The 25,230-nt window shown below is 50.1% G+C and carries 17 protein-coding genes and 1 riboswitch; of the genes, 6 read left to right on the top strand and 11 right to left on the bottom strand.

All coding sequences use genetic code 11. From position 1 onward, the window contains the following. The first annotated feature begins 32 nt into the window (after positions 1–32). Positions 33–1,178, top strand: a complete 1,146-nt coding sequence (locus G8768_RS09380; RefSeq protein ID WP_166844433.1) for a cupin domain-containing protein — start codon at positions 33–35, stop codon at positions 1,176–1,178. A 21-nt stretch (positions 1,179–1,199) separates the two neighbouring features. Then, the gene (locus G8768_RS09385; RefSeq protein WP_166844435.1) at positions 1,200–1,625 is read left to right on the top strand and encodes a GNAT family N-acetyltransferase; all 426 of its coding nucleotides are present in this window, start codon (positions 1,200–1,202) and stop codon (positions 1,623–1,625) included. Between the two features lie 20 nt (positions 1,626–1,645). Here the strand turns inward: G8768_RS09385 and G8768_RS09390 are convergent, their stop codons facing one another. Then, entirely contained in the window at positions 1,646–2,347 is a 702-nt protein-coding gene (locus G8768_RS09390) for a flagellin (protein WP_166844437.1), read from the bottom strand. A 369-nt stretch (positions 2,348–2,716) separates the two neighbouring features. Here G8768_RS09390 and G8768_RS09395 point away from each other — a divergent pair, with 369 nt between their 5' ends. From G8768_RS09395 to G8768_RS09410, 4 genes are all read left to right on the top strand, one after another. Next, positions 2,717–3,568, top strand: a complete 852-nt coding sequence (locus tag G8768_RS09395) for a hypothetical protein (protein ID WP_166844439.1) — start codon at positions 2,717–2,719, stop codon at positions 3,566–3,568. A gap of 341 nt (positions 3,569–3,909) precedes the next feature. Beyond that, positions 3,910–5,691 carry a DEAD/DEAH box helicase gene (locus G8768_RS09400; protein ID WP_166844441.1) on the top strand — a complete coding sequence of 594 codons (1,782 nt, stop codon included), beginning with the start codon at positions 3,910–3,912 and terminating at the stop codon, positions 5,689–5,691. A gap of 51 nt (positions 5,692–5,742) precedes the next feature. Next, a complete protein-coding gene (locus G8768_RS09405; RefSeq protein ID WP_166844443.1) occupies positions 5,743–7,131 on the top strand; it encodes an MATE family efflux transporter in 1,389 nt (462 codons plus the stop codon). Between the two features lie 160 nt (positions 7,132–7,291). Further along, positions 7,292–10,420: a TonB-dependent receptor gene (locus tag G8768_RS09410; protein WP_166844445.1), complete on the top strand. Its 3,129-nt coding sequence runs from the start codon at positions 7,292–7,294 to the stop codon at positions 10,418–10,420. A 135-nt stretch (positions 10,421–10,555) separates the two neighbouring features. Here G8768_RS09410 and G8768_RS09415 read toward each other — a convergent pair whose 3' ends face one another. The 10 genes from G8768_RS09415 to rlmKL form a co-directional block, all read right to left on the bottom strand. Beyond that, positions 10,556–10,987 carry an MAPEG family protein gene (locus G8768_RS09415; RefSeq protein ID WP_166844447.1) on the bottom strand — a complete coding sequence of 144 codons (432 nt, stop codon included), beginning with the start codon at positions 10,985–10,987 and terminating at the stop codon, positions 10,556–10,558. Positions 10,988–11,315: 328 nt separating this feature from the next. Further along, positions 11,316–13,502: a malate synthase G gene (locus G8768_RS09420; RefSeq protein WP_166844449.1), complete on the bottom strand. Its 2,187-nt coding sequence runs from the start codon at positions 13,500–13,502 to the stop codon at positions 11,316–11,318. 146 nt (positions 13,503–13,648) lie between these two features. Beyond that, positions 13,649–15,184, bottom strand: coding sequence for a sensor histidine kinase (locus tag G8768_RS09425; protein WP_166844451.1), 1,536 nt, complete (start codon positions 15,182–15,184; stop codon positions 13,649–13,651). Positions 15,185–15,238: 54 nt separating this feature from the next. Beyond that, the gene (locus tag G8768_RS09430) at positions 15,239–15,955 is read right to left on the bottom strand and encodes a response regulator transcription factor (protein WP_166844453.1); all 717 of its coding nucleotides are present in this window, start codon (positions 15,953–15,955) and stop codon (positions 15,239–15,241) included. Positions 15,956–16,257: 302 nt separating this feature from the next. Beyond that, on the bottom strand, positions 16,258–17,175 hold the full coding sequence (locus G8768_RS09435) for a phosphotransferase (RefSeq protein ID WP_166844455.1): 918 nt from the start codon (positions 17,173–17,175) through the stop codon (positions 16,258–16,260). Further along, positions 17,176–17,805 carry a nicotinamide riboside transporter PnuC gene (pnuC, locus tag G8768_RS09440; protein ID WP_166844457.1) on the bottom strand — a complete coding sequence of 210 codons (630 nt, stop codon included), beginning with the start codon at positions 17,803–17,805 and terminating at the stop codon, positions 17,176–17,178. A gap of 55 nt (positions 17,806–17,860) precedes the next feature. Further along, positions 17,861–18,136, bottom strand: a complete 276-nt coding sequence (locus tag G8768_RS09445) for a YkoF family thiamine/hydroxymethylpyrimidine-binding protein (RefSeq protein ID WP_166844461.1) — start codon at positions 18,134–18,136, stop codon at positions 17,861–17,863. Between the two features lie 61 nt (positions 18,137–18,197). After that, the gene (locus tag G8768_RS09450) at positions 18,198–20,255 is read right to left on the bottom strand and encodes a TonB-dependent receptor (RefSeq protein WP_166844464.1); all 2,058 of its coding nucleotides are present in this window, start codon (positions 20,253–20,255) and stop codon (positions 18,198–18,200) included. Between the two features lie 85 nt (positions 20,256–20,340). Next, positions 20,341–20,492: riboswitch (TPP riboswitch) on the bottom strand. 98 nt (positions 20,493–20,590) lie between these two features. Continuing rightward, positions 20,591–22,582: an excinuclease ABC subunit UvrB gene (gene uvrB / locus G8768_RS09455; protein WP_166844467.1), complete on the bottom strand. Its 1,992-nt coding sequence runs from the start codon at positions 22,580–22,582 to the stop codon at positions 20,591–20,593. 38 nt (positions 22,583–22,620) lie between these two features. Beyond that, the gene (gene rlmKL, locus G8768_RS09460; protein ID WP_166844477.1) at positions 22,621–24,942 is read right to left on the bottom strand and encodes a bifunctional 23S rRNA (guanine(2069)-N(7))-methyltransferase RlmK/23S rRNA (guanine(2445)-N(2))-methyltransferase RlmL; all 2,322 of its coding nucleotides are present in this window, start codon (positions 24,940–24,942) and stop codon (positions 22,621–22,623) included. Positions 24,943–25,230 lie beyond the last annotated feature (288 nt).

A 25,230-nucleotide genomic window follows, 5' to 3' on the forward strand; every position in this document is an offset into this window, starting at 1 on the left:
CAACCGCCACTCTTTAGGCAACACAGGTAAGCATGGGTAAGGTACTCACACAACTTGGCGACATTTCAGTAGAACAGTTTTTAGCAGAATACTGGCAACAAAAACCCCTACTGATTCGCCAGGCCTTACCCGGTTTTGAATCCCCCTTAAGCCCCGATGAACTCGCCGGACTGAGCCTGGAAGACGATGTGGAATCCAGAATCATTCTGGAAAACCATCAAGGCGCCCCCTGGCAACTGCGCAAAGGACCGTTCGACGACAAGGCTTATCAAGAGCTGCCGGAAACCAATTGGACGCTATTAGTTCAGGCGCTGGACTTATTTGTTCCTGAACTCAAAGAGCTGCGCGAACAATTTCAGTTCCTTCCCGATTGGCGTCTGGACGACATCATGGCAAGCTTTGCTGTTGACGGCGGCAGCGTTGGCCCACACTACGATCATTACGACGTATTTCTTTTGCAGGGCCTGGGCAAACGCCACTGGCAAGTTGGACAGAGCTGCCATGAAGATTCCAAACGACTCGATGGCACTCCCTTAAATATCCTGCAAGAGTTTCAGTGCCTGGAAAGTTATATACTGGAACCTGGAGATATCTTGTATCTCCCACCTAAAGTTGCACACTGGGGTATTGCACAGGGCGATTGCATCACGTATTCCGTTGGTTTTCGCGCGCCCAGTCAGGGGCAATTGCTTGAGGAACATTTTCAGTCGCTGGCGGAAAATTTCAGTGAATTTCAGCGCTATGAAGACCCAAACATTGCTCAACGAGCGCACAGCCACGAACTCCTGCCGGAAGATGTTGAACGAGTTCGAAAGATTCTTGAAGCTCAGTTGAAACGTTCGGACAGTGCCATCATTGATTGGCTGGGACGCTTGCTCAGCGAAGCCAAATATCCCGACAGTTTCGAACAGGCTGAAAACACGAGCATCATTCCTCAGCAACTGTTCAAAGCCAGTGATGCCCGCTGCCTGTTTTTTCGCAAAGATCATCAACAGGCGCAATTGTTTATCAATGGCGAATTACGAGAGTGCCCTCTTGCACTGGCCATCGAGATTTGCGAGTCTGAGTGTATTGACAGCGAACAGATAGCTACGCAGTTTGAACACACCGAAAGCGGTGTTGAGTTTTTGCAGTGGCTGATGCGTTGCGGCGCCTTCTTTGAAGACGATGAAGAATAACCAACTAGTGACGGTGATGTAATGGCGGTAACCATTTCCAAAGTAGACTGGCAGGACGCCGAGGAACAACTGATGGCCATTCGCCGTGAAGTGTTTATCGAAGAACAAGGCGTTCCCGAAGACGAAGAAATTGACCCGAAAGATCCCCAGTGCACACACTTTCTGGCGACCGATGAAAACGGAAAGCCCGTCGGTACTTCGCGCTTGCTGCCCGGCGGACAAATCGGCCGCATGGCGGTACTGTCATCACAGCGCGGAACCGGACTTGGGGGTGAGCTGTTAATGGTGGCGGTGAATTACGCTTTGGAACAAAACTATAGCGATATTTTTCTGCATGCTCAGACACAGGCAATTGGATTTTATCAACGCTATGGGTTTGAAGCCGAAGGCCCGGAGTTTATGGATGCCGGCATCCCTCATCGCAATATGATTTTCAACAAAGGCTAATTACAGCGTCGCTGGACACCCTAAATGAGCTGGTCGATGATCGCTCCCGCCTGCTCATTCTTTTCTTTCTGCAAGGTAATTTGAACCTGCTGCAACGTTTGCTGTTTACTTTTCTCACTCACGGCTTGAGCATAATCGGTGTCCGACAAGCGACTTTTCGCCGCCGATAAATTAATGCTGCTCACTTCGTAATTATTGATACGCACTTCCAAGCCATTACTCTCTGCGCCAAGCTCTGAAGCGCGCTCCAGCAAACGTCCCTGTAAATCATCCAACGTGGCAAGATTATCTTCCACCGAACCTGGCAAATTAAATGAAGACAAATAGGACTCTGCTTCAGCGTCGGTGCCAAACCCTTGGGCCGCGAGATCATTGACCGTTTCAACAATATAATCCGCTTCGGGTTGCAAGGCATTTGACTCACTGGTGCCGTTACCGGCTTGCAATACCAGCTCGCGAGCACGGGCAACGCCGTCCAACGCACCTTTTAAGTAGCCTTCGGAAATTTGATTTAATCCAAGCTGATCTCCTAAGTTTCGACTCAGCACCGCATTGGCGCGTAGTTGAGAATCAAAACGTGTGTCCTGAGCCAGGCCGGCTGCATCATCGGCTGCGGAATTGATGCGACTGCCACTGCTGAGCTGACGAAAACTGTCCTCAATGGCGCGATTCGTATTATTGAAGCTAGGAGGAAAACCACCAAAATCGTTAATACCCGGCATAGCCAAACCCTCAGGATTGCATACTCAAAACATCAGAAACTTGTAAAAATGACCCACAAAGTATGCTCTGGAAAAACATCAAACTCCCGACCTGGAGGACAAGTGGCGAGTATCCGATGAAGAATTCGATCAATGGCGCTAAAGCTTCACAACCTCCGTCGACGTATTGACGCCAGACCCACCCATGAAAACCCAAGCCGGTAAACGTCAGATATTCGTCGACTCATTCAATCACCGATAACATCGTTACAAGCCCTGCCCCATTTTTACCCTTGCCGTCTTTAATTACGCAGCCCTCTCAAGTTGGCATGCAATCCGCTATGATTACCATGAACACACATTCGATAAGCTTTGAGCGGAGTTGAAACGATGCCAGGTAACAAACGATTGTTGAGTACCGCGCTCTACACACTGTTGTTTTTCGCGCTGGTCACCTCAACCCCCGCACAAAGCTTTAACTGCCAATACCAGCTTCAAAACTGGAGCGATGCCGAAGCCCTTAAAGCCTTGAATCAATGGCCCCGAAACAGCAAAAACTTTATTTTGGTTCAAGCTGGCCAGGTCAGTGCCACTCTGGACCGAGCAGAATGCTCACGACTGATCAGCTGGTTACGTCGTAGCGAAGCGGCCAGTTCAGCTTTCCAGCTCACCCTGTACTTTGGCAAACACCCCGGAAAAATCATTTCGGAGCCAACAACCGAGCAGAACAATGTCACCCACTACAGCACCGACAGCAATCGCCCGAACTCCAGCAAAGCCCGCAAGTATCTCCTGACCATCGGCGAAGAAACCCGAATCAGCCAGGATTTATGGGAAGGCAAACAAGACACCCACGGCCTGAGTTCAGCTGAGCTCTTCCTTACCGGAGACAAATCACCGACGCACACACACGCCTTAAGCAAAAAACCACCCAGAAAGCCATTCCCCGCTTGGCTCAAGGTGAAGCCTGACAGCGACAGCAAGCGCCTTTTTTCATTTACGGTACTGCAGCAAAACAAGGCGCAGCTCAAAATAAAGGTTCGCCAATGGCAATTTGACCCAACTCAACAGCGCTGGCTGGAGCAACGGCAACAAGTCAGCCAACTGGCACTTTCCAGCTGGCACAGTCTGGATAAGGTCTTTGAATCCGGGAACACCAAAACAGCAGCCCATACCAATCAATATTCAACGCAAAAACGAGCCCCTTTGGGGCGTTATTATTTTCATATTGATAAACCTTGAGCCTTCACAGGAAAAAATACCCCAATTGAGTTGATCAAAAGAGATATTTTCCTTGGTTGCTTATGACAAAGCGCGTATAATTTCGCCACTTTGTTGTATCCGCTTAGTATCGAAGATCTATACATCCATTTCACTGGTGTATCCCCTCTTCCCGTCCTGGTACCCGCCGCCTTGAGCCGGTTTTCCTGAATGAGTGTGCATAAGCTGGGTACATTGGCGCCTGTTAGAGCGCCGCGCATTCTCCTGCTAACCGAAAACACCTGCATGCACTAGCGATGTAAGCGATAGTGCATGAACGGTAGTGGCGGGAGTATTATTACACCCACTTATTGGACACCAGAATGACTGACCAACCACTCAGCTTTGCTGAATTGGGCTTGCCCGACGCTATTGTTAAAGCCGTTGCCAAAGTTGGCTACGAGCAAGCTTCCCCCATCCAGGCCGCCAGTATCCCACCCCTGCTCAAGGGCAAGGATATTCTCGGCATGGCACAAACCGGTACCGGTAAAACCGCCGCCTTTGCTTTGCCGTTATTGAGCAAAGTCGACGTAAAACTGAAACAGCCTCAGATTCTTATTCTTGCACCGACTCGCGAACTTGCTATCCAGGTTGCCGAGGCGTGCAGTCGTTACGCTGCGAACTTGAAAGGTTTTCACGTTTTGCCCATTTACGGCGGACAGGATTACGGCAGCCAGCTACGCCAGCTGAAACGTGGCGCCCAGGTTGTTGTGGGCACGCCCGGTCGCGTTATGGACCATATGCGTCGCGGCACCCTCAAGCTGGATGCACTGAAAGCACTGGTTCTGGACGAAGCCGACGAAATGTTGCGCATGGGCTTTATTGATGACGTCAACTGGATTCTGGACAACTGCCCGGAAGACAAACAAGTGGCCCTCTTCTCTGCCACCATGCCGAAAGAAATTCAACGCGTTACCGAGCAGTACCTTAACGATCCGGTTACCGTAAAAATTAAAGCCGAAACGGCCACCGTTGAACGCATCGAACAATCCTATATGCAGGTGCGCGGACATGAAAAACTCGAAACACTGACACGCCTGTTGGAAGTTGAGCCCTTTACCGGCGTCATTATTTTTGTGCGCACCAAAAACGCCACGGCCGAAGTCGCTGAAAAACTGGAAGCTCGAGGTTACGCCAGCGCCGCACTGAACGGCGACATGAGTCAACAGTTGCGCGAGCGTGCTATTAACCGTCTGAAACAACAGAAGCTCGATATTATTGTCGCCACCGATGTGGCCGCGCGCGGTATCGACGTAGCGACCGTCAGCCATGTAATTAACTACGACATTCCATACGACAGCGAGGCCTATGTGCACCGCATTGGTCGTACGGGTCGTGCTGGCCGCAGTGGTAAAGCCGTATTGTTTATCACCGCCAAAGAAACTCGTATGCTGCGCACCATTGAGCGTGCCATCGGCCAGAAAATTGACAAGCACCGCTTGCCAAGTTCTGCCGAAATTTCCCAGCAACGCACCGATCAGTTTAAAGAACAACTGCAATCCGTATTGGAAAATGAAACTCTGGATTTCTTCCAGGACCTGGTTAGCCAATGCAGCGATCAGTTCGAACGCTCCGGCTCTGAAATCGCTGCCGCATTGGCCTTTATGGCCCAGAAAGATCGCCCATTGCAATTGCCAGAGGAAAAACCTCGTCGCGAACCTCGCGAGCCCCGCGAGAAAAAGGACAAAAAGAAACGCCAAGGCAGCGGTGAAGACACCTCAAACGTCACCTGGATCAATTACCGACTTGACGTGGGTCGAGAACACGGTGTTCGTCCTGGCGACATTGTAGGCGCCATTGCCAATGAAGCCGGCATTGACAGCGATTATATCGGTCGAATTAATCTGCACGGTGATCACAGTACCGTTGACCTGCCAGAGGGTATGCCAAAGGAAATTTTCCAGCAGCTTCGCAAAATGCGTATTCGTCAGCAGCCGAGTAACTTCAGCCGCAATGACGAAGCCGGCGAATCACAACACGAAAAAAGCGGTTCAAAACCGGAACGTAAAAACAAGGGTAAAAAGAAACCTGGCAAGGCCGCTAACTCTGACAAACGACAAGGCAAACCAAAGCGCCCGAAAGGCGACTCCCCCAAAGGGAAATAAACAGGCGAACCCGATTTGCACATGCACAGTGTTAACTGAATACATGGACTTATGAACACACAGCCACAAGCAACATCACGCTTCGACCAACTCCCCGAGTTGGTCCGACTGGCCTGGCCAATCCTGATCTCCCAACTGGCCATTTCCGGCATGGGAGTAGTCGATACCATTATGGCCGGCAGCGTCAGCTCAATCGATCTGGCGGCCGTGGCGGTGGCGTTCAGTCTTTGGCTTCCCATTTTGATGTTTTCAGTCGGATTGTTCAGTGCAACATCAAGCCTGGTTGCCCATGCCTGGGGCGCCCGCGATCCCGGCACCGCCAGGCTGCACACAATTCAAAGCATCTGGATAGCCATTGCTCTGGGTATTGGCGCCGCCGCTCTGGTAACCCAGGCACCCTTCTTGCTCAAAGCCATGGACATTGACCCCAGTGTTCACCCGATTGTGATCGCCTATCTGGATGCTATGGTCATCGGCCTGCCTGCGGCAGCCGTTTATCAAGTGCTTCGAGCCAGCAGCGAAGGCACCGGCCACAGCAAGCCGGTCATGCAGATCAATCTCCTGGCGTTCTTTGCCAACATCCCTCTGAACTTTATCTTCGTGCACGGCTATTTCGGCCTACCAGCCATGGGGGGCGCCGGCTGCGGCTGGGCAACGGCAACGGTGATGTGGCTGAATACGCTTGCCCTGGCCCTGTATATGCACAAGGCCCCCCAGTTCAGGGAACTCAAACTCTTCCGTGGCGGCTTTATGCCCCCACAATTGAATGCCGCCTGGCAGATCCTTGCCCTCGGCTTACCCATTGGCGCAGCCGTGTTTGCCGAGGTAGTGATTTTCTCCATTATTGCCCTGCTGATCGGCTCTCTCGGGGCCACGGTTATTGCTGGACATCAGATTTCCATGAACGTCTCGGCAATCACCTTTATGCTGCCTTTGAGCGTGAGTATTGCCATTACAGTTCAGGTGGGACAGCGCCTTGGCGCAAAGCGGCCAATGGAAGCCCAGCGCACCTGGCGCCAGGCCATGCTTTTGGCCACCGCCATCGCTACCACAAATGCGATTTTAATCTATCTGTTTGCCTGGCCGATTACCGGAATCTACAGTGACGAACTGGCAATACGGGAACTGGCCACCGGCTTGCTGTTGTTCGCCGCTGCGTATCAGATCTCCGATGCGCTACAGGTCGCGGCAGCCGGGGCTTTGCGGGGTTATAAAGACACTCAGGTGACCATGTATATCACCCTGTTTGCCTACTGGGGTGTGGGCCTGCCACTGGGCTATACGCTGGGTCTCACTGACCTGATCACAGCCGCTTCCGGCCCAAAGGGCTTCTGGATTTCCCTGCTCATTTCTCTGAGCCTCGCCGCAGTGCTTTTAATGTGGCGTCTACAACACATTAGTCGTAGAAATATGGCTATATCAACCACCATAAATGGCTGATATAGCCATAATTTCAATCAGACACAAATGTGTCATTTAATTGTAATCATATCCTCCGTATAATCGCGGCGATTAGTCTGGCCTGACCCCTGTCCGGCCAAAAAGTTTCGCAGAAATAGAAAATTTGAATTCAAGTTTTACTCAATCACTAGGGGGATTTATGGTTGGTATCAACCAGAAGAAGTCACTATTAGCTGCTGCTGTTGGCCTTGCTGTTGGCCTGAGCGCAGGTGTTCAGGCCCAGGAGACCACCTCCGCGATTCGCGGTCAGGTATTTGGTCCCCAAGGTAACCCGGCCACCTCAGCTTCCGTGACCATTGTTAACCTTAAGACCAATCGTACCAGCACAATGCAGACCAATGACTCTGGTCGTTTTGTGGCAAAAGGTTTGGCTGTTGGCGGCCCATACAAGGTAACCATCAGCAAAAATGGCAACACCTCTGTTGTCGACAATGTATTCCTGCAACTGGGTGGCAGCTACCCGATCACCACTCAGCTGAACTCTTCTTCCAATATTGAAGAAGTTACGGTAACCGCAACTCAGCTGGCCAACACGGCCATGGGCATCAGCCGCTCTTTCGACGTTGTGGACCTGGAAAATGCTCCGACCTTTAACGCTGATATTAAAGACCTGATCAAACAGGACCCCCGCGTTTATATTGATGAAGCGTTTTCCGACGCCATTCAATGTGCCGGTGCAAACCCTCGCTTCAACTCTCTGACCGTAGACGGCGTTCGCTTGAACGATAACTTCGGTTTGAACAGCAACGGTTACCCAACCGAGCGCATGCCTTTTCCATTCCGCGCGATTAACCAGACTTCGGTTGAGCTGGCGCCATTTGATGTTCAGTACGGTCAGTTCAGTGCCTGTAACATCAACGCCGTAACCAAATCCGGTGACAATGAATTCACTGGCAGCGTATTCTATGAATTCAACAACGATTCCATGTCTGGCGACAGCCTGGAAGGCGATTCTATCGATCGCGGCAGCTTTGACAGAAAACGTTACGGCTTCAACGTTGGCGGCCCCCTGATTGAAGACAAACTGTTCTTCTTCGCCTCTTACTACAAGCAGGAAAGCGCTAACCTGTTCAACCGTGGCCCCGTTGGTTCTGGTGCGGCTGTTGAAGTTCAGGGTTTGAGCCAGGCTGATTTCGATCGCATTCTGCAGATCTCACGCGATGTTTACGGCTACGATCCAGGCCTGCCGGTTCCTTCTATTCCAAACGAAGACGAGAAGTTCCTGGTTAAGGTTGACTGGAACATCAACGATGACCACCGTGCCGCCTTTACCTACAACTACAACGACGGCTTTAACATCAGTGAAGCAGATGGCGATTCCGACGAGTTCGAATTCACCAATCACTACTATGAGCGTGGTGCCGAGCTGAACTCTTACGTTGCCCAATTCTTCTCTGACTGGAGCGACAACTTCAGTACTGAAGTCAAAATCGGTTACGTAGATCTGGATAACCGTCAGATTTCTCGCGATACCGAAGGCTTTGGTGAAGTTCGCATCAGCACAACCAACAATGGCGCCCGCGCCAATGTTTTCCTGGGTGGTGACGATTCTCGTCAATCCAACAAGCTGAGCTATGAGACCATGTCTTATAAGTTCTCAGGTACCTACACTTACAACGATCACAACTTCACTTTCGGTTATGAACGTGAAGAGTTCGATGTATTTAACCTGTTTATTCAGCACTCCCAGGGTGAGTTCCGCTTTAACAGCATCGATGATTTCGAAGCTGGCACCCCTTCACGTATCTACTACGGTAACGCTGGCGGCACAAACATTCCTGCCGACGGTGCAGCTGAGTTCGGTTACGACGTAAACACCGTTTACTTCCAGGACGAGTACTCCTTCAGCAGCGCTGACGTTACTCTGGTAGTTGGTGCACGTTATGACTGGTACGAGAGTGATGATCTGCCAACCGTTAACCCAGCTGTTGAAGAGAACTATGGTTTCTCTAACGCTCAAAACATGGACGGCAAGGATCTGTTCCAGCCACGTGTTGGTTTCGAGTGGAATGTTAACGACAACCTGGAAATCCACGGTGGTGTCGGTGTCTACTCCGGTGGTAACCCGAACGTTTGGATTTCCAACAACTACTCCAACGACGGCGTACGTGTTCTGCAGATTCAGGATCGCAGTGGTGATTCACTGTTTGGCTACGAGTATGCCAACGGCGGCTCCCCTATCCGTGATGTTCCTCAGCACTTGATCGACGCCGTAGGTCGTGGTGAAGGTTTCAACGGTGGTTTGAACTTCATGGATCCAAACTTCGAACTGCCTCACTCTGTTAAGTACGCACTGGGTGGTAGCTACGAGTTTGACGATGGCCACTTGTTCCAGGCTGACTTCTTGTACTCCGAGAATAAAGACTCCGCCATCATCATCGACGCCACTCGTGAAACCGTAGGTACCGCACCTGACGGTCGTCCAATCTACGGCTCCATCAACGGTCGCAGCCAAGACTTCCTGCTGACCAATGTTAAAGGCGACTCCGGTGAAAGCACCGTTGTTTCTTTCGCATTGAGCAAAGAGTTTGATAACGGCTTCGATTACGCGTTCTCTTATGCGTACACCGATGCGACTGAAATCAGCCCAATGACCAGCTCCGTTGCTTTCTCTAACTACGTGAACGCCGCCAGCTCTAACCCTAACGCTCCTGATGAAGCAACTTCAAACTACGTGATTCCTCACCGTTTCACTTTGAAGCTGGGTTATGAAATGGAGTTGTTCGATGGTCTGAAAACTCGTTTCAACCTGTTCGGTACTGCGAACGAAGGTCGCCCTTACAGCTATACCTTTAACAGTGGCTTTATGTTCGGTGATTCCACCGGCTTTATCTCTCGCCACCTGGTATACATCCCAACCGGTCTGGACGATCCAAATGTTGTCTTCGGTGAAAACTTCGACACCGACGCATTCTTTGCCTTGGTTGACTCTGAAGGCCTGAAGCGCGGTCAGATCATGGAGCGTAACAGTCTGAATGGTCGCTGGTGGAACAAGTTCGACCTGAAAGTGACCCAGGAAATCCCAGGATTTGCTGAAGATCACAAAGGTAAGGTTTACATGACCGTTAAGAACGTTGGCAACTTGCTGAACGACGACTGGGGCGTATTGTACGAGCCTAGCTTCCCACGTTCACAACGTATTGTTGATGCCAGCATTAACGACAATGGCCAGTACGTATTCGAAGAGTTCATTCGCCCTGCGGGTGAAACTCGTGTAGCCCGTCCTTCCTTCTGGGAGCTGTGGGTTGGTATCGAATACAAGTTCTAAGAACTGAATCCAGGAATAGGTATAGGGCAAGGAAGCCCAGAAAAATGGAATCAGGCACAAGTAAGTGCAAAACAAGAAGTAACATTAAAGCCGGCAATTGCCGGCTTTTTTCGTTTTAGCACTCAAAAAAATAGCTTACAAACTTAGAAAAACCGCTCGCAATAACATGAACCATAATAAGGCCGAAGACAGTAAATATGCAGCAAAGCGATGCATGACCTTGTTGTAACTGCAATGAATCACACTGTGGGCTAAACGAAATGCAAAGAACCCCCAAGCACAGGTGATAAACAAAGAATCCACCAAATTGCTAATGGAAAGGTAAACAGACAATACATAAAACAGGATTGGCAATTCGAAAAGATTGGCAAGGTTATAAGCCGGTGCCATTGCTTTTTCTGGAAGCAACTCTTTTACTTTCTCAGGGGTATTGAGTCGATCAGCAGCAATACCATTTGACATCGCCGTGGATAAGCGACGATACAATAAGGTTATCCATACCAGCATGGTTAACAGCATCATTGCCAATACCGGCATAAAAATATTCAGATCACTTTCACTCGCCATAACAGTCTCCTAATGGGTGTTTTTCATTCTGCCTTGCAGCATACAAGAAAAATTTACACATCAACAATGCCAGCATTGAGGAAAATTCTGCCAAACAGACACAAAGCCCCACAAACAGGCTGAATGAAAAATTCAACAAGACCTGAAAAATAAAGTGCAACAGAACAGATAAGTGAGAGGTTTTAACCGGGAAGCAAAAACAAAGCGCAGTACGCGAGCTGGGGGAACACTATAGGAATAATACGGGGCAATAAAGAAGCAATAACAGCCGACCGAAGCACCGGACCAACTGTTATTGCTTTAACTGGTTTTAACGCTGGCCTTACAATCAGGCGCCGTATTTAGCCTTGGCTTTTTTACGATACGCGTGCAACAAAGGCTCGGTGTAACCACTAGGCTGAGTCTTACCCTCAAAAATCAATGCACAAGCCGCTTCGAAGGCGATATTATCATCGAAATTGGCGGCCATTGGACGGTACTCAGCATCGCTGGCATTTTGTTCATCAACAACCTTTGCCATACGCTGCAAAGTTTCCATAACCTGCTCTTTGCTACACACACCCTGCTCTAGCCAGTTACAAATATGCTGACTGGAAATACGCAAAGTCGCACGGTCTTCCATCAAACCGATGTTGTGAATATCTGGAACCTTGGAACAACCCACGCCTTGGTCAATCCAACGCACAACGTAACCCAGAATGCCCTGAGCATTGTTATCAAGTTCAGATTGAATTTCCTCAGCGCTCAGAACGGATGGATCTTCCATAACCGGAACCGTCAGAATATCGTCCAGACTGGCACGTTGACGCTGCTTAAGCTCGTCCTGCAGGGACACAACATTTACTTGATGGTAGTGCGTGCTGTGCAGGGTTGCGCCATTCGGTGAAGGTACCCAGGCAGTATTGGCGCCTGATTCCGGATGACCAATTTTCTGTTCAAGCATCGCGGCCATTTCATCCGGCATCGCCCACATACCCTTACCAATTTGAGCCTTACCCTGTAAGCCACAAGCCAGCCCATTGTCGACATTCCAGTCTTCGTAAGCGTTGATCCAGGGCTGCTGCTTCATGTTCGCTTTTGGAATCATGGCACCAGCCAGCATGCTGGTGTGAATTTCATCGCCCGTACGATCCAGGAAGCCGGTATTAATGAACACCACACGCTCTGATGCCGCACGGATACATTCTTTCAAATTCACTGTTGTGCGACGCTCTTCATCCATGATGCCGGCTTTCAGCGTATTACGTGGCAAGCCTAATGCGTCTTCAACGCGGGCAAACAGTTCACAAGCGAAAGCCACCTCCTCCGGGCCGTGCATTTTCGGTTTCACAATGTACACCGAACCCGTACGTGAGTTTCCGCGAGCTTCGCGGTCATCAACGTTGCGCTGCAAATCGTGCATTGCGGCCAGAGAAGTCACCATGGCATCCATAATGCCTTCTGGAACCTCATTACCATCTCGATCAAGAATGGCATCGTTAGTCATCAGGTGACCAACATTACGTACAAACAACAGGCTACGGCCTGGCAAACGCAGCTCTCCGCCGTCCGGGCGGGTATAGAAACGGTCCGCATTCAAACGACGAGTCATCATCTGACCGCCCTTCTCAAAACTGTCTTCGAGATTACCCTTCATCAGACCCAGCCAGTTTGAGTAAACCTCAACCTTGTCCTCGGCATCAACAGCCGCGACGGAGTCCTCACAATCCATAATCGTGGTTACTGCCGCTTCGACCAGCAGATCTTTTACATTGGCTGGGTCGTCTTTGCCAACATTGTGGCTAGAATCAATTTGAATTTCGACATGCAAGCCATTGTTTTTTAACAAAATAGAGTCAGGTTTCGAAGCTTCACCCTGGTAGCCTTGCAGCTTTTCCGGCTGAGCCAGTCCGGTTACGCTGCCGTCGCTCAATTTAACCTGCAGAGCACCGTTTTCGATGCTGTAACCTGCTGATTCCTGATGGCTACCCGACTGCAAAGGCGCCACTTGATCGAGGTGCTTGCGAGCAAATTCAATAACCTTGGCACCGCGAATCGGATTGTAACCACGGCCTTTTTCCGCACCACCGCTCTCGCTGATGGCATCGGTACCGTACAGGGCATCGTACAGACTGCCCCAACGCGCATTGGAAGCATTCAGAGCAAAACGGGCATTCTTAACGGGAACAACCAGCTGTGGGCCGGCTTGCTCGGCAATCTCGGTATCAACGTTCTCTGTGGTAACGGCAAATTCGTCACCCTCAGGCAGCAAATAACCGATATCCAGCAAAAACTCCTTGTAGCTGGCAAAATCACCTTTGGGGTTTTCCTGATGCCAGCTATCGATTTTGGCCTGAAAGTCTTCACGCTTGGCCAGCAGAGCCTTATTTTTTGGGGCCAGATCCGTGATGATGGCTTCAAAGGCCTGCCAGAAATCTTGGGTATTTACACCGGTACCTGGAGCAATCTGCTCCTCGATTAAGCGATACAGCGCCGCATCAATTTGCAAGCCACCTTGCTGGATTCTTTCGCTCACGGTTATTGCCTCCACAGTCTTATATATGCATTAACATAAATTCTATGGAAGCCAGCTTTATTTGGCGAATTTATAGGTTTTATATTGGGTATTTTTTATAGGAATACTGGGCGCAGTCTGCGCCCGGATAGAGGATACGGCAGGCCTCAGGCGGCCTGCTCTTTTGGCAGCTCGAACTCGAAACGAGTGCCTTGATTGATCTTGGACTTGACTTGAATATTGGCTTCGTGGATATCCAGAATGCGCTTCACGATCGCCAAACCCAACCCTGTGGAGCTCACATCCTCACGGCTGCGGTCCGGATTGGCATAGAAACGGTCAAAGATATACGGCAGATCCTCTTCACTGATACCGCGACCGGTATCGCCCACTGTTACTTTGATCTTCTGGGCGCTGTTGGGATCGGCCACTATCCCCAGCTCGATCAAACCACCTTCCGGGGTATAGGCAATCGCATTGCGCAGCAGGTTTTCAAACACACGCTGCATCAGGCTGATATCCGCAAAAACCAGAGCGTTGTTCTGCTCATTGTGGATATCCAGCTTGATTTGCTTGGCTTCCAGCTCCAGTCGGAATTCCTGTGCCGTATCAAAAACCAGCTCCGCCAGGGAAAAGCGCTCAAAGTTAGGACGGGTGTGATTGGATTCCAGTTTGGATAACTCAAACAAATCGCCAATTAACTGCCCCAGACGACGTGAGCTTTTCATCGCGGTATTCAGGTATTCCAGGCGCTCGGCCTCATTCAAGGTACCATTTTTAATCAGCAGGGTTTCCAGATAGCCCTGAATGGTTGCCAGCGGCGTACGCAGGTCGTGAGAGACATTTGAAATCAATTCGCGTCGAGTGGCGTCAGCTTCACGCAATAGCTCAAACTGCTGCTTGATCTGCCCTGACATGGACTCAAAAGTCAGCTGTAACAATTCAATTTCATCTTTGGCCACCGCCTGCTGAATAGGATCGGTCGCCACCTGGGGCAACTCATGGCGGGCAAAGTTGTGCATCTTGTGGCTCAAGGCACTCAGTCGACGTACCAACAAACGGAAAACCAATAAACCCGTCAGTACCGCAACCAAAGTAATCAAAGCAATGGCGGTAAACACCATAGTACGGCTGTAACTGTCTTTCAGGCCGTCACCGATATTGTCATAGGCCTGACCACCAAGAATCACGTACAGATAGCCTTGCAACTGGCCATCATTTTCAATGGCTGCGGCCGAAAAGACTTTCTCAACGTCAGGTTGCCGCGGGTCCTGCCCCCGTAATGGAAACTCTTCGGTTCCATCAATGAAAGCCTGAATCGGTTCAATAGGCACTTGCTTGAGCAGAACGGATTCCGGCGGCAAATCATGGCCAATTATATGGCCGTGCACATCCAGCAAGTACACCTCAACCACCGGATTAACCACCATGGCCACGTGGGCAACCTGCTTGATGGCTTCGGTGCTCGGGGTGTTGGATTCGTCCTGGATCAATTGGTATTCGCCATTCACGTATTTGGCGATATCGAAATTCAGCTTCTGTGTCAGCTCGTCATAGTAAACGCGCATCCAGGCCTGGCTGGCAACAAATACCCCGATACCCAAAGTCGCCACGATAAGCACCAGTGCCAAAGACAGCTTGGCGCTTAAGGTGCTAAAAATGCTGGAACGCATCAATTTTACGGATTGTTCTTCTTGATTCATAAACTCTAAATGTCTTATCAAAGCCCGGAGGCTTGCTTTCTCGGTTACAACGGCTCAGGACGCTTGCAGGGCTTGCGCGTCCAACTTATAGCCCACACCCCATACCGTCACTATGATCTCGGGATTATTGGGGTCTTTTTCTATTTTGGCCCGCAGGCGATTAATATGCGAATTCACGGTATGTTCGTAGCCATCGTGGCCATAGCCCCAAACGCTATCGAGCAGTTCCGAACGCCGGAAGACACGCCCCGGCTGAGCCGCAAAATGACGCAGCAAGTCGAATTCACGCGCTGTCAGATCGACCAACTCTTCACCCAGGCGAACCTGATGCAGCTCATCGTTGATGGTCAAGCGACCGAGATCGATACTCTCGGTGACTTGCTGCTCTTTTGGCTCCAGCGCCTCAACACGGCGAAATACCGCCTTAATCCGGGCAATCAGCTCCATAACGCTGAAAGGTTTAGTGATGTAGTCATCAGCGCCAATGTCCAGACCCAATACTCGGTCCAACTCGCTGGAGCGCGATGTCAGCAACAAAATGGGGACAAAGGCTTCATTGCGGCGCACAGCACGACAGATTTCCAGGCCGGAAGGTCCCGGCAATTGAATGTCCAGAATCATCAGATCCCAGTCCATCGCACAGGCCATGCGCATACCCTCATGACCGTCGACGGCATGGGTGACTTCAGCGCCCAAATCGCCAAGATGCAAACGCACTAAATCCGCAATATCCTGCTGATCTTCAACAATGAGAATCTTTTTGTTTTCCATCGATTACTACCTTTTCTTCCAATTCAGCGCTCGTTTGCCCATTTTCTACCCATGCAAGCGGCACTCACAATACATTCCCAGACACGAACGGCGTCGTGTTTACCCCTGGTTCAGGGCAGTTTGAAACAACTGCACCTCTTACGGCCAGCATAATACAAAGCAACTATCACAGAGTTCTCACAACTTTGGGCTGAAACTGTCATTTTGTCCAGCAAATGGAGGGTTTAATAGAGAGGGATTGTGGAGATTTCGCCTAAGCTCTGAAATTCGCCGGCGAGTGTTCAAGGAACTCGTCCCGGGAACTACATGATAGCCAGCAAGCGCCCTGCTTCCAGTTCCAGAATATCGAAATATTCGCAGGCCTGCTTACCTTCACTGTAATGCAGCAAAGACCAGTAATAGGATTGCAAAGCCAACAAAAAACGGGCAACGGGAAGCTCGCGAATCAAACGGCTAAAGTGTTCCGAATGAGCGTTATCCGGAATCGCCTTGGCACTGAGATAACAAGAATAAAAGGACTGCAATTGCTGTTCGTTCCATGCATAACTTTGCGCCAGACTGGCTATATCCAAAATGGCGGGCGTTATGGCTGTGTACTCCCAATCCAGAAAAAACACACGACCTTCATGAAACAAAATATTGTCACGATGCAAATCACTGTGACAAAGACATTGCGCTTCCGACATTCCCGGCCAGCACTTTTGTGCGAATTCCAAGGCGGAGTGAATCGTACTCGTCAGTTGAAGGCTTTGCCCTACTGAATTTTCCATCAATAATTTTTTATAAGTCGATGTGTGGTCGAAAATACAACGACCATGAACATGGAAAGGTAGCTCTTTATGAGGAACAGAATGAAGCCTGGCCAACTGTTCAGCCAGCGAGCGTATGAACGCATCTGAATCATGTGCCGCAACGTCATCTGCACAATATCTACTGAGCATTACGCCCCGCTGCTTATCGACCCAAAGCAATTCGGGCGATAGGCCTATGTTTGCCGCCCATCCATAAAGTGTCTGTTCAAGATTTCTATTTACCCCCAGGCTTTGCGCATCAGCTTTGGCAATACGCAACACCAAGCTTGCCATTCCCTCAGCCGACAACAAAAAATTATCATTACTTTCACTGGGTAATACAGAAAACTCATAAGCCGCATTGCACCAGGGTTCAGGCAATAAAGCCAACATTCGTTGGCGCTCAGCCAAGGAAAGCACCCTGCTCATCTAAGCCGCCTGCAAACCAGCAGAAGCCTTGCTCTGCTGCATTTGCCTGCGCCAATGCCAGAAACCCATCACGACCATAATTTCGTATAGCACAAACAAAGCTGCGGTAAAAACCAGCCCGCGATCTAAATAAAGGTAAATGGAAATACCATCGATTACAAACCAATAGATCCAGTTTTCCAAAACCTTTCGGGCCACCATATACGTGGTAATCACAGCCCCCCAGGTTGTAAACGAATCCAGAAACGGCATGGCCGCTTGACTGAATTGTTGGAGTAAGGTTCCGCTCGCAACGCTTAGAACCAAAATCAGAGCAACTGCGATAAGGTGTTGGCGCCAAGTCCAGCAATGAATTTCAAGCGCCGCTGACTCATCTTTCGGTCGGCGCCACTGCCACCAACCGAACACAGCCATAAACAGATAGTAAATCTGCAAAGCCGATTCCATCAGCAGGCTGACCTTCCAGAAAATCACTGTATAGATGGCAGTACTGACAAAGGCAAAATACCAGCAACTGATTTTTTCCAACATGGCGAGTGCCAGATAAATCAATGCGCATACAACGGCAAGCAATTCCCAGGCAGCCATCCCCTGCACTTGTGACCACAAGGTGTTAATGAGTTCAGGCATAGTTATTCAAACTCTTTACGACAATCGGCAAATTCTTAAGCGCCAGCAGTATTACCTAACCGCCGAACGGGCCCTTGTCCCAGGCCTCATTGACATCACGACCAATAAACTTCGCAACAAACACGACCTGCCCATAGGTTTCAAAAGAACGTTTCATTTCTGCTTGAACGGCCGCCATGACCACATCAAAATCACCGGTCAGCAAGGTGGCAGTATGACCGGTTTCCACACGAACACCGGCATGGCTTTCAAAGCCTGCAATCACTTCTTTGATCGGGGGGATATATTGATCTTTGAGGGGGTACAAGCTGATGTCTACAGTGAGTTTCATAGCCACTCCTTTTTTGAACACAACGCCAGCCCAATTGCAGGCACTGTGTCAGTTTTATCGATTAAAAGCGGTACTCGCCGCTGACACCAATTTGGCGAGGTGCGGCAAACTGGAAGTATTCGGCTCCAGCATAACCGTTGCGAGGGTCATTGCCAAAGCTGAAACCACGGGTGCGAACATCTTCATCACCCAGGTTTTTCCCCCAAAGGCTGAGTTCCCAATCCATATGGCGATAGCCCAGCTTGGCATTGAGAAGAACAAAGGCTTCGGACTGGGCATTGTGACTGTCCGAGAAAAAGAACTCATCCTTGGCCTGTACATCCGCACTGGTAAACCAGCCCTGCCCCAGATCAAGATTAAAACCCAGCGCCGCCTGATACGTTGGCGCATGGGCCACCTCGCCACCATTGCGCGTCAGGGAGGTATCGTTCAACTCAGTTTCCAATAAACCGAGATTGGCAAAGGCGTTCAGGGATTCATTGAGCTGCCACTGACTGCTCAGTTCCAGCCCGTAGCTTTCACCCTCTGCAGAGTTGTCGATAAAGTCAACAAATTCGGTACTGCCATCAGGACGCGGAACCGCATTGGAACTCTTGATTTGTACATCTTCACGATCTTGATAAAAGAAAGCCAGTTGCACACTGCTGGATTCACCAGCGAACTTGTAGCCCAACTCATAGTTCCACAAAACCTCGGTATCAAAACTCCGGAATTGCGCTGGCAGAGTGCCATCCGTATTAAAGCCGCCAGATTTATAGCCCCGGGAAACCAGAGCATAGGTGCTGCCGTTATCACTGTGGTGATAGCTCAAGGAAACTTTACCGCCCCATAAATTTTCATCGGAACTGGCATTCACTTGATTGCTATCGTTGTAGCGATTGCGATGCTTTTCAAAACGGGCGCCAACACTCAAGTAAAGATCATCGCTGAGATCACTGTCGAGTTGACCATAAATGGCTTGGCGCTCAGTTGAAAAATCACTGAGAAAATCGTTGCTCAAATAGGTGTATTGGCGACGCAGGCTTTCATCCTGATCAAAGGCATACACGCCGATCAGCCAATCGCTGCTGCCATTAAGAACACGGCCCTGCTCTGAGGACATTAGACGGATATCGGCCGTTTTATTGTCGCGCTGGCGAATATAATTGTCTGTAGAAGAATAACCCTCGGGATGAATGCCCACAAAGGTCCAGTCTTCATCATAACCATATTCCATGTCTGAATCGGCAATGCTCACGCTACCATCCAGAACCGTCGTCTCGGAAAATTGCCAGTTTAGCTGAGCGGAGACCGCCTTGGTTTCCTGACGGTCGTGGCCAGGCTCATCCGATAGAGTATTGCGGCTATTGTCGAGGGTGAAGTGATCGTAACCGTTGTCCACATCAACATAGAGAGCTGTCAAATCCAAACGAAGTTCGTCGCTTGGTGTAATGCGCAGTTTTGCGCGCACCGTTTTTTCATCGATATCCGCCGTGTCGTCACGCCCCAGGTGGCGGTTTTCCATATAACCATCACTTTCTTCATCCTGGGCAGCAATGCGATAACTGACAGTATCGCTAATAGGCCCGGACATAACCGCCGCCAATTGGCGAGTGTTAAATTCCGCCACACTGGCTTTCAGGCGACCGGTGAATTCTTCGGTCGGCTCCTGGCTTTTAATATTGATCAAACCTGCCAGAGCATTGGCACCATAGAGGGTTCCCTGTGGTCCACGCAAGACCTCAACTTGCTCGGTATCGAGCAAAGTCGCAGCACCGGCAATGCCACTCATATCAACACCATCAACCAGTACACCTACTGAGGGATTTACAGGCTCGACAAACTGGGAACGCTCACCGATACCACGAATCTGGAAAAAGCGACCACGGGAGGCTCCCGAGGAGTAATTTACATTAGGGATGGAATTGAGCAGGGATTCAATATGACGCGCTTCCTGCAATTCAATTTGATCATGACCAATAACATCAACACTGGCCGCCATTTCACTCAGCTTGCTGTCGCGAAAATCGGCAGTCACCAAAACTTCTTCAAGTTCTTTTTCAGCAAAAAGAAAAGAGGAATTTGCACACAGGCAAGCAAGTACCAGAGGTTTTATTGGGGTTTTAGCGTTAAGCGCCATTTCAAGTCTCCATTACCGAAACATCGGTGTAAAAGGGAGACCCGGTTTGCTGCGGGGTAATACGATGGTTAAAAACTGACAGGCGCCAGTATGGCCTTCCTATTCCTACGCCGGCATTGTCCGGATCAGGTTCAAAGGGTTTGTCCAGTTCGACAATGCAGGTTTAAGTAATCCTGGCTGCGAGTGACATCTCAGGCTCTGGGGATTTAATAATCAGAGCCACCCCTTAGGATGCGTAAAGCAGGCGTATTTTAAAGAATTTCGGGCAAAAAGTCACTTTTGTAACGTCCTTGCCCAATTTTGCCATTGCCAAATGAAGAAGGCTCCGGTGAAATTTACAGCTGTGCTTTCAGACGCTGAATATCGTCTCGCAATCTCGCGGCATCTTCAAACTCAAGATCTTTCGCGTGCTGCATCATCTTCTCTTCCAGCTCTTTAATCAACTGCCAAGGATCTTCACCTTTTTCCAACTGATAGCGACTGGATTTTTCAGCAACCCGATCACGCTTCTTGGCACGTCCCGGCACATGGGCACCTTCAAGAATATCGGCGATGTTCTTGACGATACCTTTAGGTTGAATGCCCAGCTTTTCATTGTGAGCAATCTGTTTGTCACGACGGCGCTCAGTCTCATCCATTGCACGCTGCATGGAACCGGTAATGCGATCGGCATACAGAATCGCCTTACCATTCACATTTCGAGCCGCACGGCCAATGGTTTGGATCAGCGAACGGTCGGAACGCAAAAAACCTTCCTTATCTGCATCAAGTATGGCAACCAGAGACACCTCGGGCATATCCAGGCCTTCCCGCAACAGATTGATGCCGACCAGTACATCAAATTCGCCCAAACGGAGGTCGCGAATAATTTCTACCCGTTCGACCGTATCGATGTCAGAATGCAGATAGCGTACGCGAACATCGTGCTCTTCCAAATACTCGGTGAGATCTTCCGCCATGCGCTTGGTCAACGTGGTGATCAGCACGCGCTCATCACCCTGGGTTACCCGCTTGATCTCACCCAGCACGTCGTCCACTTGATTCAGCGCCGGGCGCACTTCCAGAATGGGGTCCAGCAAGCCGGTTGGACGTACCACCTGTTCGACCACCTGCCCGGCATATTCCTCTTCATACTTACCGGGGGTTGCCGATACAAAAATGGTTTGCGGCGAAGCGCTTTCCCACTCTTCAAATCGCATTGGACGATTATCCAGCGCCGAAGGCAAACGGAAACCATACTCCACCAATGTTTCTTTTCTTGATCGGTCGCCCTTGTACATGGCACCAATCTGAGGAACCGTTACATGGGATTCATCAATCACCAACAAGGCATCGTCAGGAAGATAATCAAACAGTGTTGGCGGTGGCTCGCCCGGTGGGCGACCAGAAAGGTAACGTGAGTAGTTTTCAATACCGGTGCAGTAACCTAACTCCTGCATCATTTCCACATCGTACTTTACGCGTTGCTCCAACCGTTGGGCTTCAACCAACTTGCCATTTTCGCGCAACTGGCTTAATCGCTCAGCCGATTCCACCTTGATTGACTCTACCGCATCCAAAATCCGCTGGCGCGGTGTCACATAGTGAGACTTCGGATACACAGTGAAGCGAGGTACTTTAGAAAGAATTTCGCCAGTCAAAGGATCAAACAAAGACAGTTGTTCAACTTCAGAATCAAAAAGCTCTACACGCAGGGCTTCGCGATCCGAATCCGCAGGATAGATATCAATGACGTCACCACGAACTCGATAAGTTGCCCGGCGAAAGTCTGCGTCGTTGCGAGTGTATTGCAGTTCAGCCAATTTGCGTAAAACTTCGCGCTGATCGATTTCTGCACCACGGGTCAGATGCAGAACCATTTTCAAATAAGCATCAGGATCACCCAAACCATAAATGGCCGATACAGTCGCGACAATAACCGCATCACTGCGTTCCATTAAAGCTTTCGTTGCCGACAAACGCATTTGTTCAATGTGTTCGTTAACCGAAGCGTCTTTCTCAATAAAGGTATCCGAGGACGGGACATAAGCTTCAGGCTGATAGTAATCGTAATAGGAAACAAAATACTCAACCGCATTGTTCGGAAAGAACTCCTTCAATTCACCATACAGCTGGGCAGCCAGAGTCTTATTGTGCGCCATGATCATGGTCGGCTTACCCAGGCGCTCAATCACATTTGCGATGGTAAAGGTTTTACCCGAACCGGTAACACCTAATAGAGTCTGGTGTGATAGGCCATCTTCTACGCCCTGCACCAGACCCGCAATGGCGGTAGGCTGATCGCCAGCCGGCTCATAATCGGATTCAATCTGAAACTCTTTTGCCATATAAAAGGTTCTACTTAATCTGTATTACTGATCCTGAACTACTTCGCTCGTATCAACCAGCATTGATGAATCTTGGCATTGCGCTGAAAATCCTTATCGATGGAGGCTGAGGTAAAATCTTCAACGGCGAATTTTTCAAGGGCCTCAACATCCAGCTTAAAGCTGCGCAGATTATTGGAAAACACCAATACACCACCCGGCTTTAATAAATCCATACAGCGTTTAATCAGTGCAACATGGTCCTGCTGGATATCCAGCACCTTGCTCATGCGTTTGGAATTCGAGAAACTGGGCGGATCCAGCATGATCACATCAAACGCTTCACGACAATTATTCAAATAGGCAAAACAATCTTCCTGCACCAACTCGTGACGGGATTCGGATATATTGTTCAGTTCGAGGTTTTCTCTCGCCCAATCAATATAGGTACGTGACATATCGACACTGACTGAAGACTGGGCACCCGACATCGCCGCCTGAACGGTAACCGTGCCGGTGTAGCAAAATAAATTCAGCAGGCGCTTGCCTGCACTGAGTTCGGCAACTTTTTTTCTGACCAAACGATGATCCAGAAACACACCACTGTCGAGGTAATCCCAAAGATTAACAGCCAGCTTGGCTCGCCCTTCCTGCACAATAATTTTACGGCGCGCGACCTCATCACGGTCCCGCTGGCTCTCGTATTGTTTTTTACCACTTTGACGGCGACGCTGTTTAACAAAAATCTGATCTTCGCCAAGCTGGAAGCCACTCACAACAGCATCAACGATCTCCTGAAAGCGGGATTTGGCTTTCGCTTCGTCAATTGAGCGCGGAGCTTGGTATTCCTGCACATGCCAATGATCGCCATACAGGTCAATGGCCGCCGCGTATTCCGGAATGTCTGCATCGTATACGCGATAGCAATTCACTTCGCTGGTTTTCGCCCATTTGCGTAGCGGCTTGAGGTTTTTGCGCAGGCGATTCAACACCATCACAGCACCATCGCTCAGTTCCGATTCGTCTTGGGCACGATACAGAACACCATCCTGCAGTTCTGTCGCTTTAGGGGCGATCGCTTTAGGGGGCGCATTGACGAACTGGCTGCTTTCCACATTGATGAGCAACAATTCACTAGCCAAAGGGCCATTAAACATTTTGTAACGCTTGTGGGCACGCAGGCCCATCGTCTTGCCGAGGTCCGGGTTACCCGTAAAAATTCCGCATTGCCAACCCTCACAACACGCCTTCAGGCGATCACCCAGGCCGCGATACAATTCACCGAGCGTATCAATCTCTCCCAGGCGTTCACCGTAAGGCGGATTACTCAAAACCAAACCATGATCAATGTCGCTGAGCTGCTGACCCGCCAGTTGCTCGACACTTTGCAGGGCGAAATCTATATACCGATCCAGTTTGGCACGCTGGGCGTTAAATTTGGCGGCACGCAGCACCTTGGCATCCTGATCAAACCCCATAAAGCGCGGCATAGCCTGCGCCATGCCCTGCTGCCGACGCTTGAGCGCCTCTTCACGAATGCCCAACCAGACATCGCTCTGGTGGTTCAGCCAGCTTTCAAAACCAAAACTGGGTCGCGCCAGGCCTGGTGCAATATCCGCTGCGATCATGGCACCTTCAATCAAAATGGTCCCCGAACCACACATAGGGTCAAGCAAAGCCAGGCGTTCTACAGTATTTTCATCGCGTGCCTTAGCGACCATTTCCGGCCAACCGGAACGCAAAAGAATAGCCGCAGCGAGATTTTCTTTCAGCGGTGCCAGCCCCTGCTGTTGACGGTAGCCGCGTCGATGCAGACTGTCGCCCGACATATCCAGACTCAATGCCACTTTGCCACGATGCAAACGGGCATTGATGCGAAGATCCGGGTATTGCTTGCTGACCGAAGGACGAGAACCAAATCGATCACGCAGGCGATCAACCACCGCATCTTTAATTTTCAGCGCACCAAACTGGCTGTTTTTAATGACACGATCCGTGCCGATAAAGTCCACCAGCAAACTGCCCGTGGTGCTTAAATAGTCTTCCCATGGAATACTGGATGCCGCTCGGTACATGGCATCAGCAGTGTTGGCAGGCAAACTCTTCAGGGGCAATAAAACCTTATTCGCCAATCGCGACCAAAGACAGACCCGGTAAGCGCCCTCCAAAGTCTCTCGAGCGGCCAACTCACCAAAATAAACACCCGCGACGGTTTGTCGGGCTGGCCCTGCCCCGAGGCTTTCAATTTCGGCCTGCAAAAGCTCTTCGAGCCCTTTTGCACAGGTGGCAAAAAATGCATAGCTTTCACTTGGGGAGGGTTTAGGGCTGCGCTTCTCGGCGCTTGGCGTTTCGGGGGCACGCCCGGATCGTTTTTCTGTCACTTAAATACCTTTTCACTTCATACGCCCTCAACCGGGGCAAGCAAAACCCCTAGCGAGGGTAAGCGGCGTATTATCCCGTGAATGGCTTTCAAATACTATGCGCGCGCAGACGTTGAGCCCCTGCATTTCATCGACTACTGTCACCATTTGACACAGGGCCAGATCCAGTAACACGCCCTGCCCAGTCTATTTTTTAAACAGAACAATGCAAAATGCCTGTAACATCGCCGAAATAGCGCAGATCATACGCGAGGCACCCAATCCCCTATAGCAAAAAGCTCAGTTTTC

This window comes from Pseudoteredinibacter isoporae, from assembly GCF_011602085.1.
Taxonomy (GTDB): Bacteria; Pseudomonadota; Gammaproteobacteria; order Pseudomonadales; family Cellvibrionaceae; genus Pseudoteredinibacter; species Pseudoteredinibacter isoporae.

Coding starts and splice junctions, on each gene's coding strand:
- G8768_RS09430 (WP_166844453.1), bottom strand. CDS start 15,955: ATGGAAAACAAAAAGATTCTCATTGTTGAAGATCAGCAGGATATTGCG.
- G8768_RS09400 (WP_166844441.1), top strand. CDS start 3,910: ATGACTGACCAACCACTCAGCTTTGCTGAATTGGGCTTGCCCGACGCT.
- G8768_RS09445 (WP_166844461.1), bottom strand. CDS start 18,136: ATGAAACTCACTGTAGACATCAGCTTGTACCCCCTCAAAGATCAATAT.
- G8768_RS09415 (WP_166844447.1), bottom strand. CDS start 10,987: ATGGCGAGTGAAAGTGATCTGAATATTTTTATGCCGGTATTGGCAATG.
- pnuC (WP_166844457.1), bottom strand. CDS start 17,805: ATGCCTGAACTCATTAACACCTTGTGGTCACAAGTGCAGGGGATGGCT.
- G8768_RS09450 (WP_166844464.1), bottom strand. CDS start 20,255: ATGGCGCTTAACGCTAAAACCCCAATAAAACCTCTGGTACTTGCTTGC.
- G8768_RS09380 (WP_166844433.1), top strand. CDS start 33: ATGGGTAAGGTACTCACACAACTTGGCGACATTTCAGTAGAACAGTTT.
- G8768_RS09395 (WP_166844439.1), top strand. CDS start 2,717: ATGCCAGGTAACAAACGATTGTTGAGTACCGCGCTCTACACACTGTTG.
- G8768_RS09405 (WP_166844443.1), top strand. CDS start 5,743: ATGAACACACAGCCACAAGCAACATCACGCTTCGACCAACTCCCCGAG.
- uvrB (WP_166844467.1), bottom strand. CDS start 22,582: ATGGCAAAAGAGTTTCAGATTGAATCCGATTATGAGCCGGCTGGCGAT.
- G8768_RS09410 (WP_166844445.1), top strand. CDS start 7,292: ATGGTTGGTATCAACCAGAAGAAGTCACTATTAGCTGCTGCTGTTGGC.
- G8768_RS09425 (WP_166844451.1), bottom strand. CDS start 15,184: ATGAATCAAGAAGAACAATCCGTAAAATTGATGCGTTCCAGCATTTTT.
- G8768_RS09385 (WP_166844435.1), top strand. CDS start 1,200: ATGGCGGTAACCATTTCCAAAGTAGACTGGCAGGACGCCGAGGAACAA.
- G8768_RS09435 (WP_166844455.1), bottom strand. CDS start 17,175: ATGAGCAGGGTGCTTTCCTTGGCTGAGCGCCAACGAATGTTGGCTTTA.
- G8768_RS09390 (WP_166844437.1), bottom strand. CDS start 2,347: ATGCCGGGTATTAACGATTTTGGTGGTTTTCCTCCTAGCTTCAATAAT.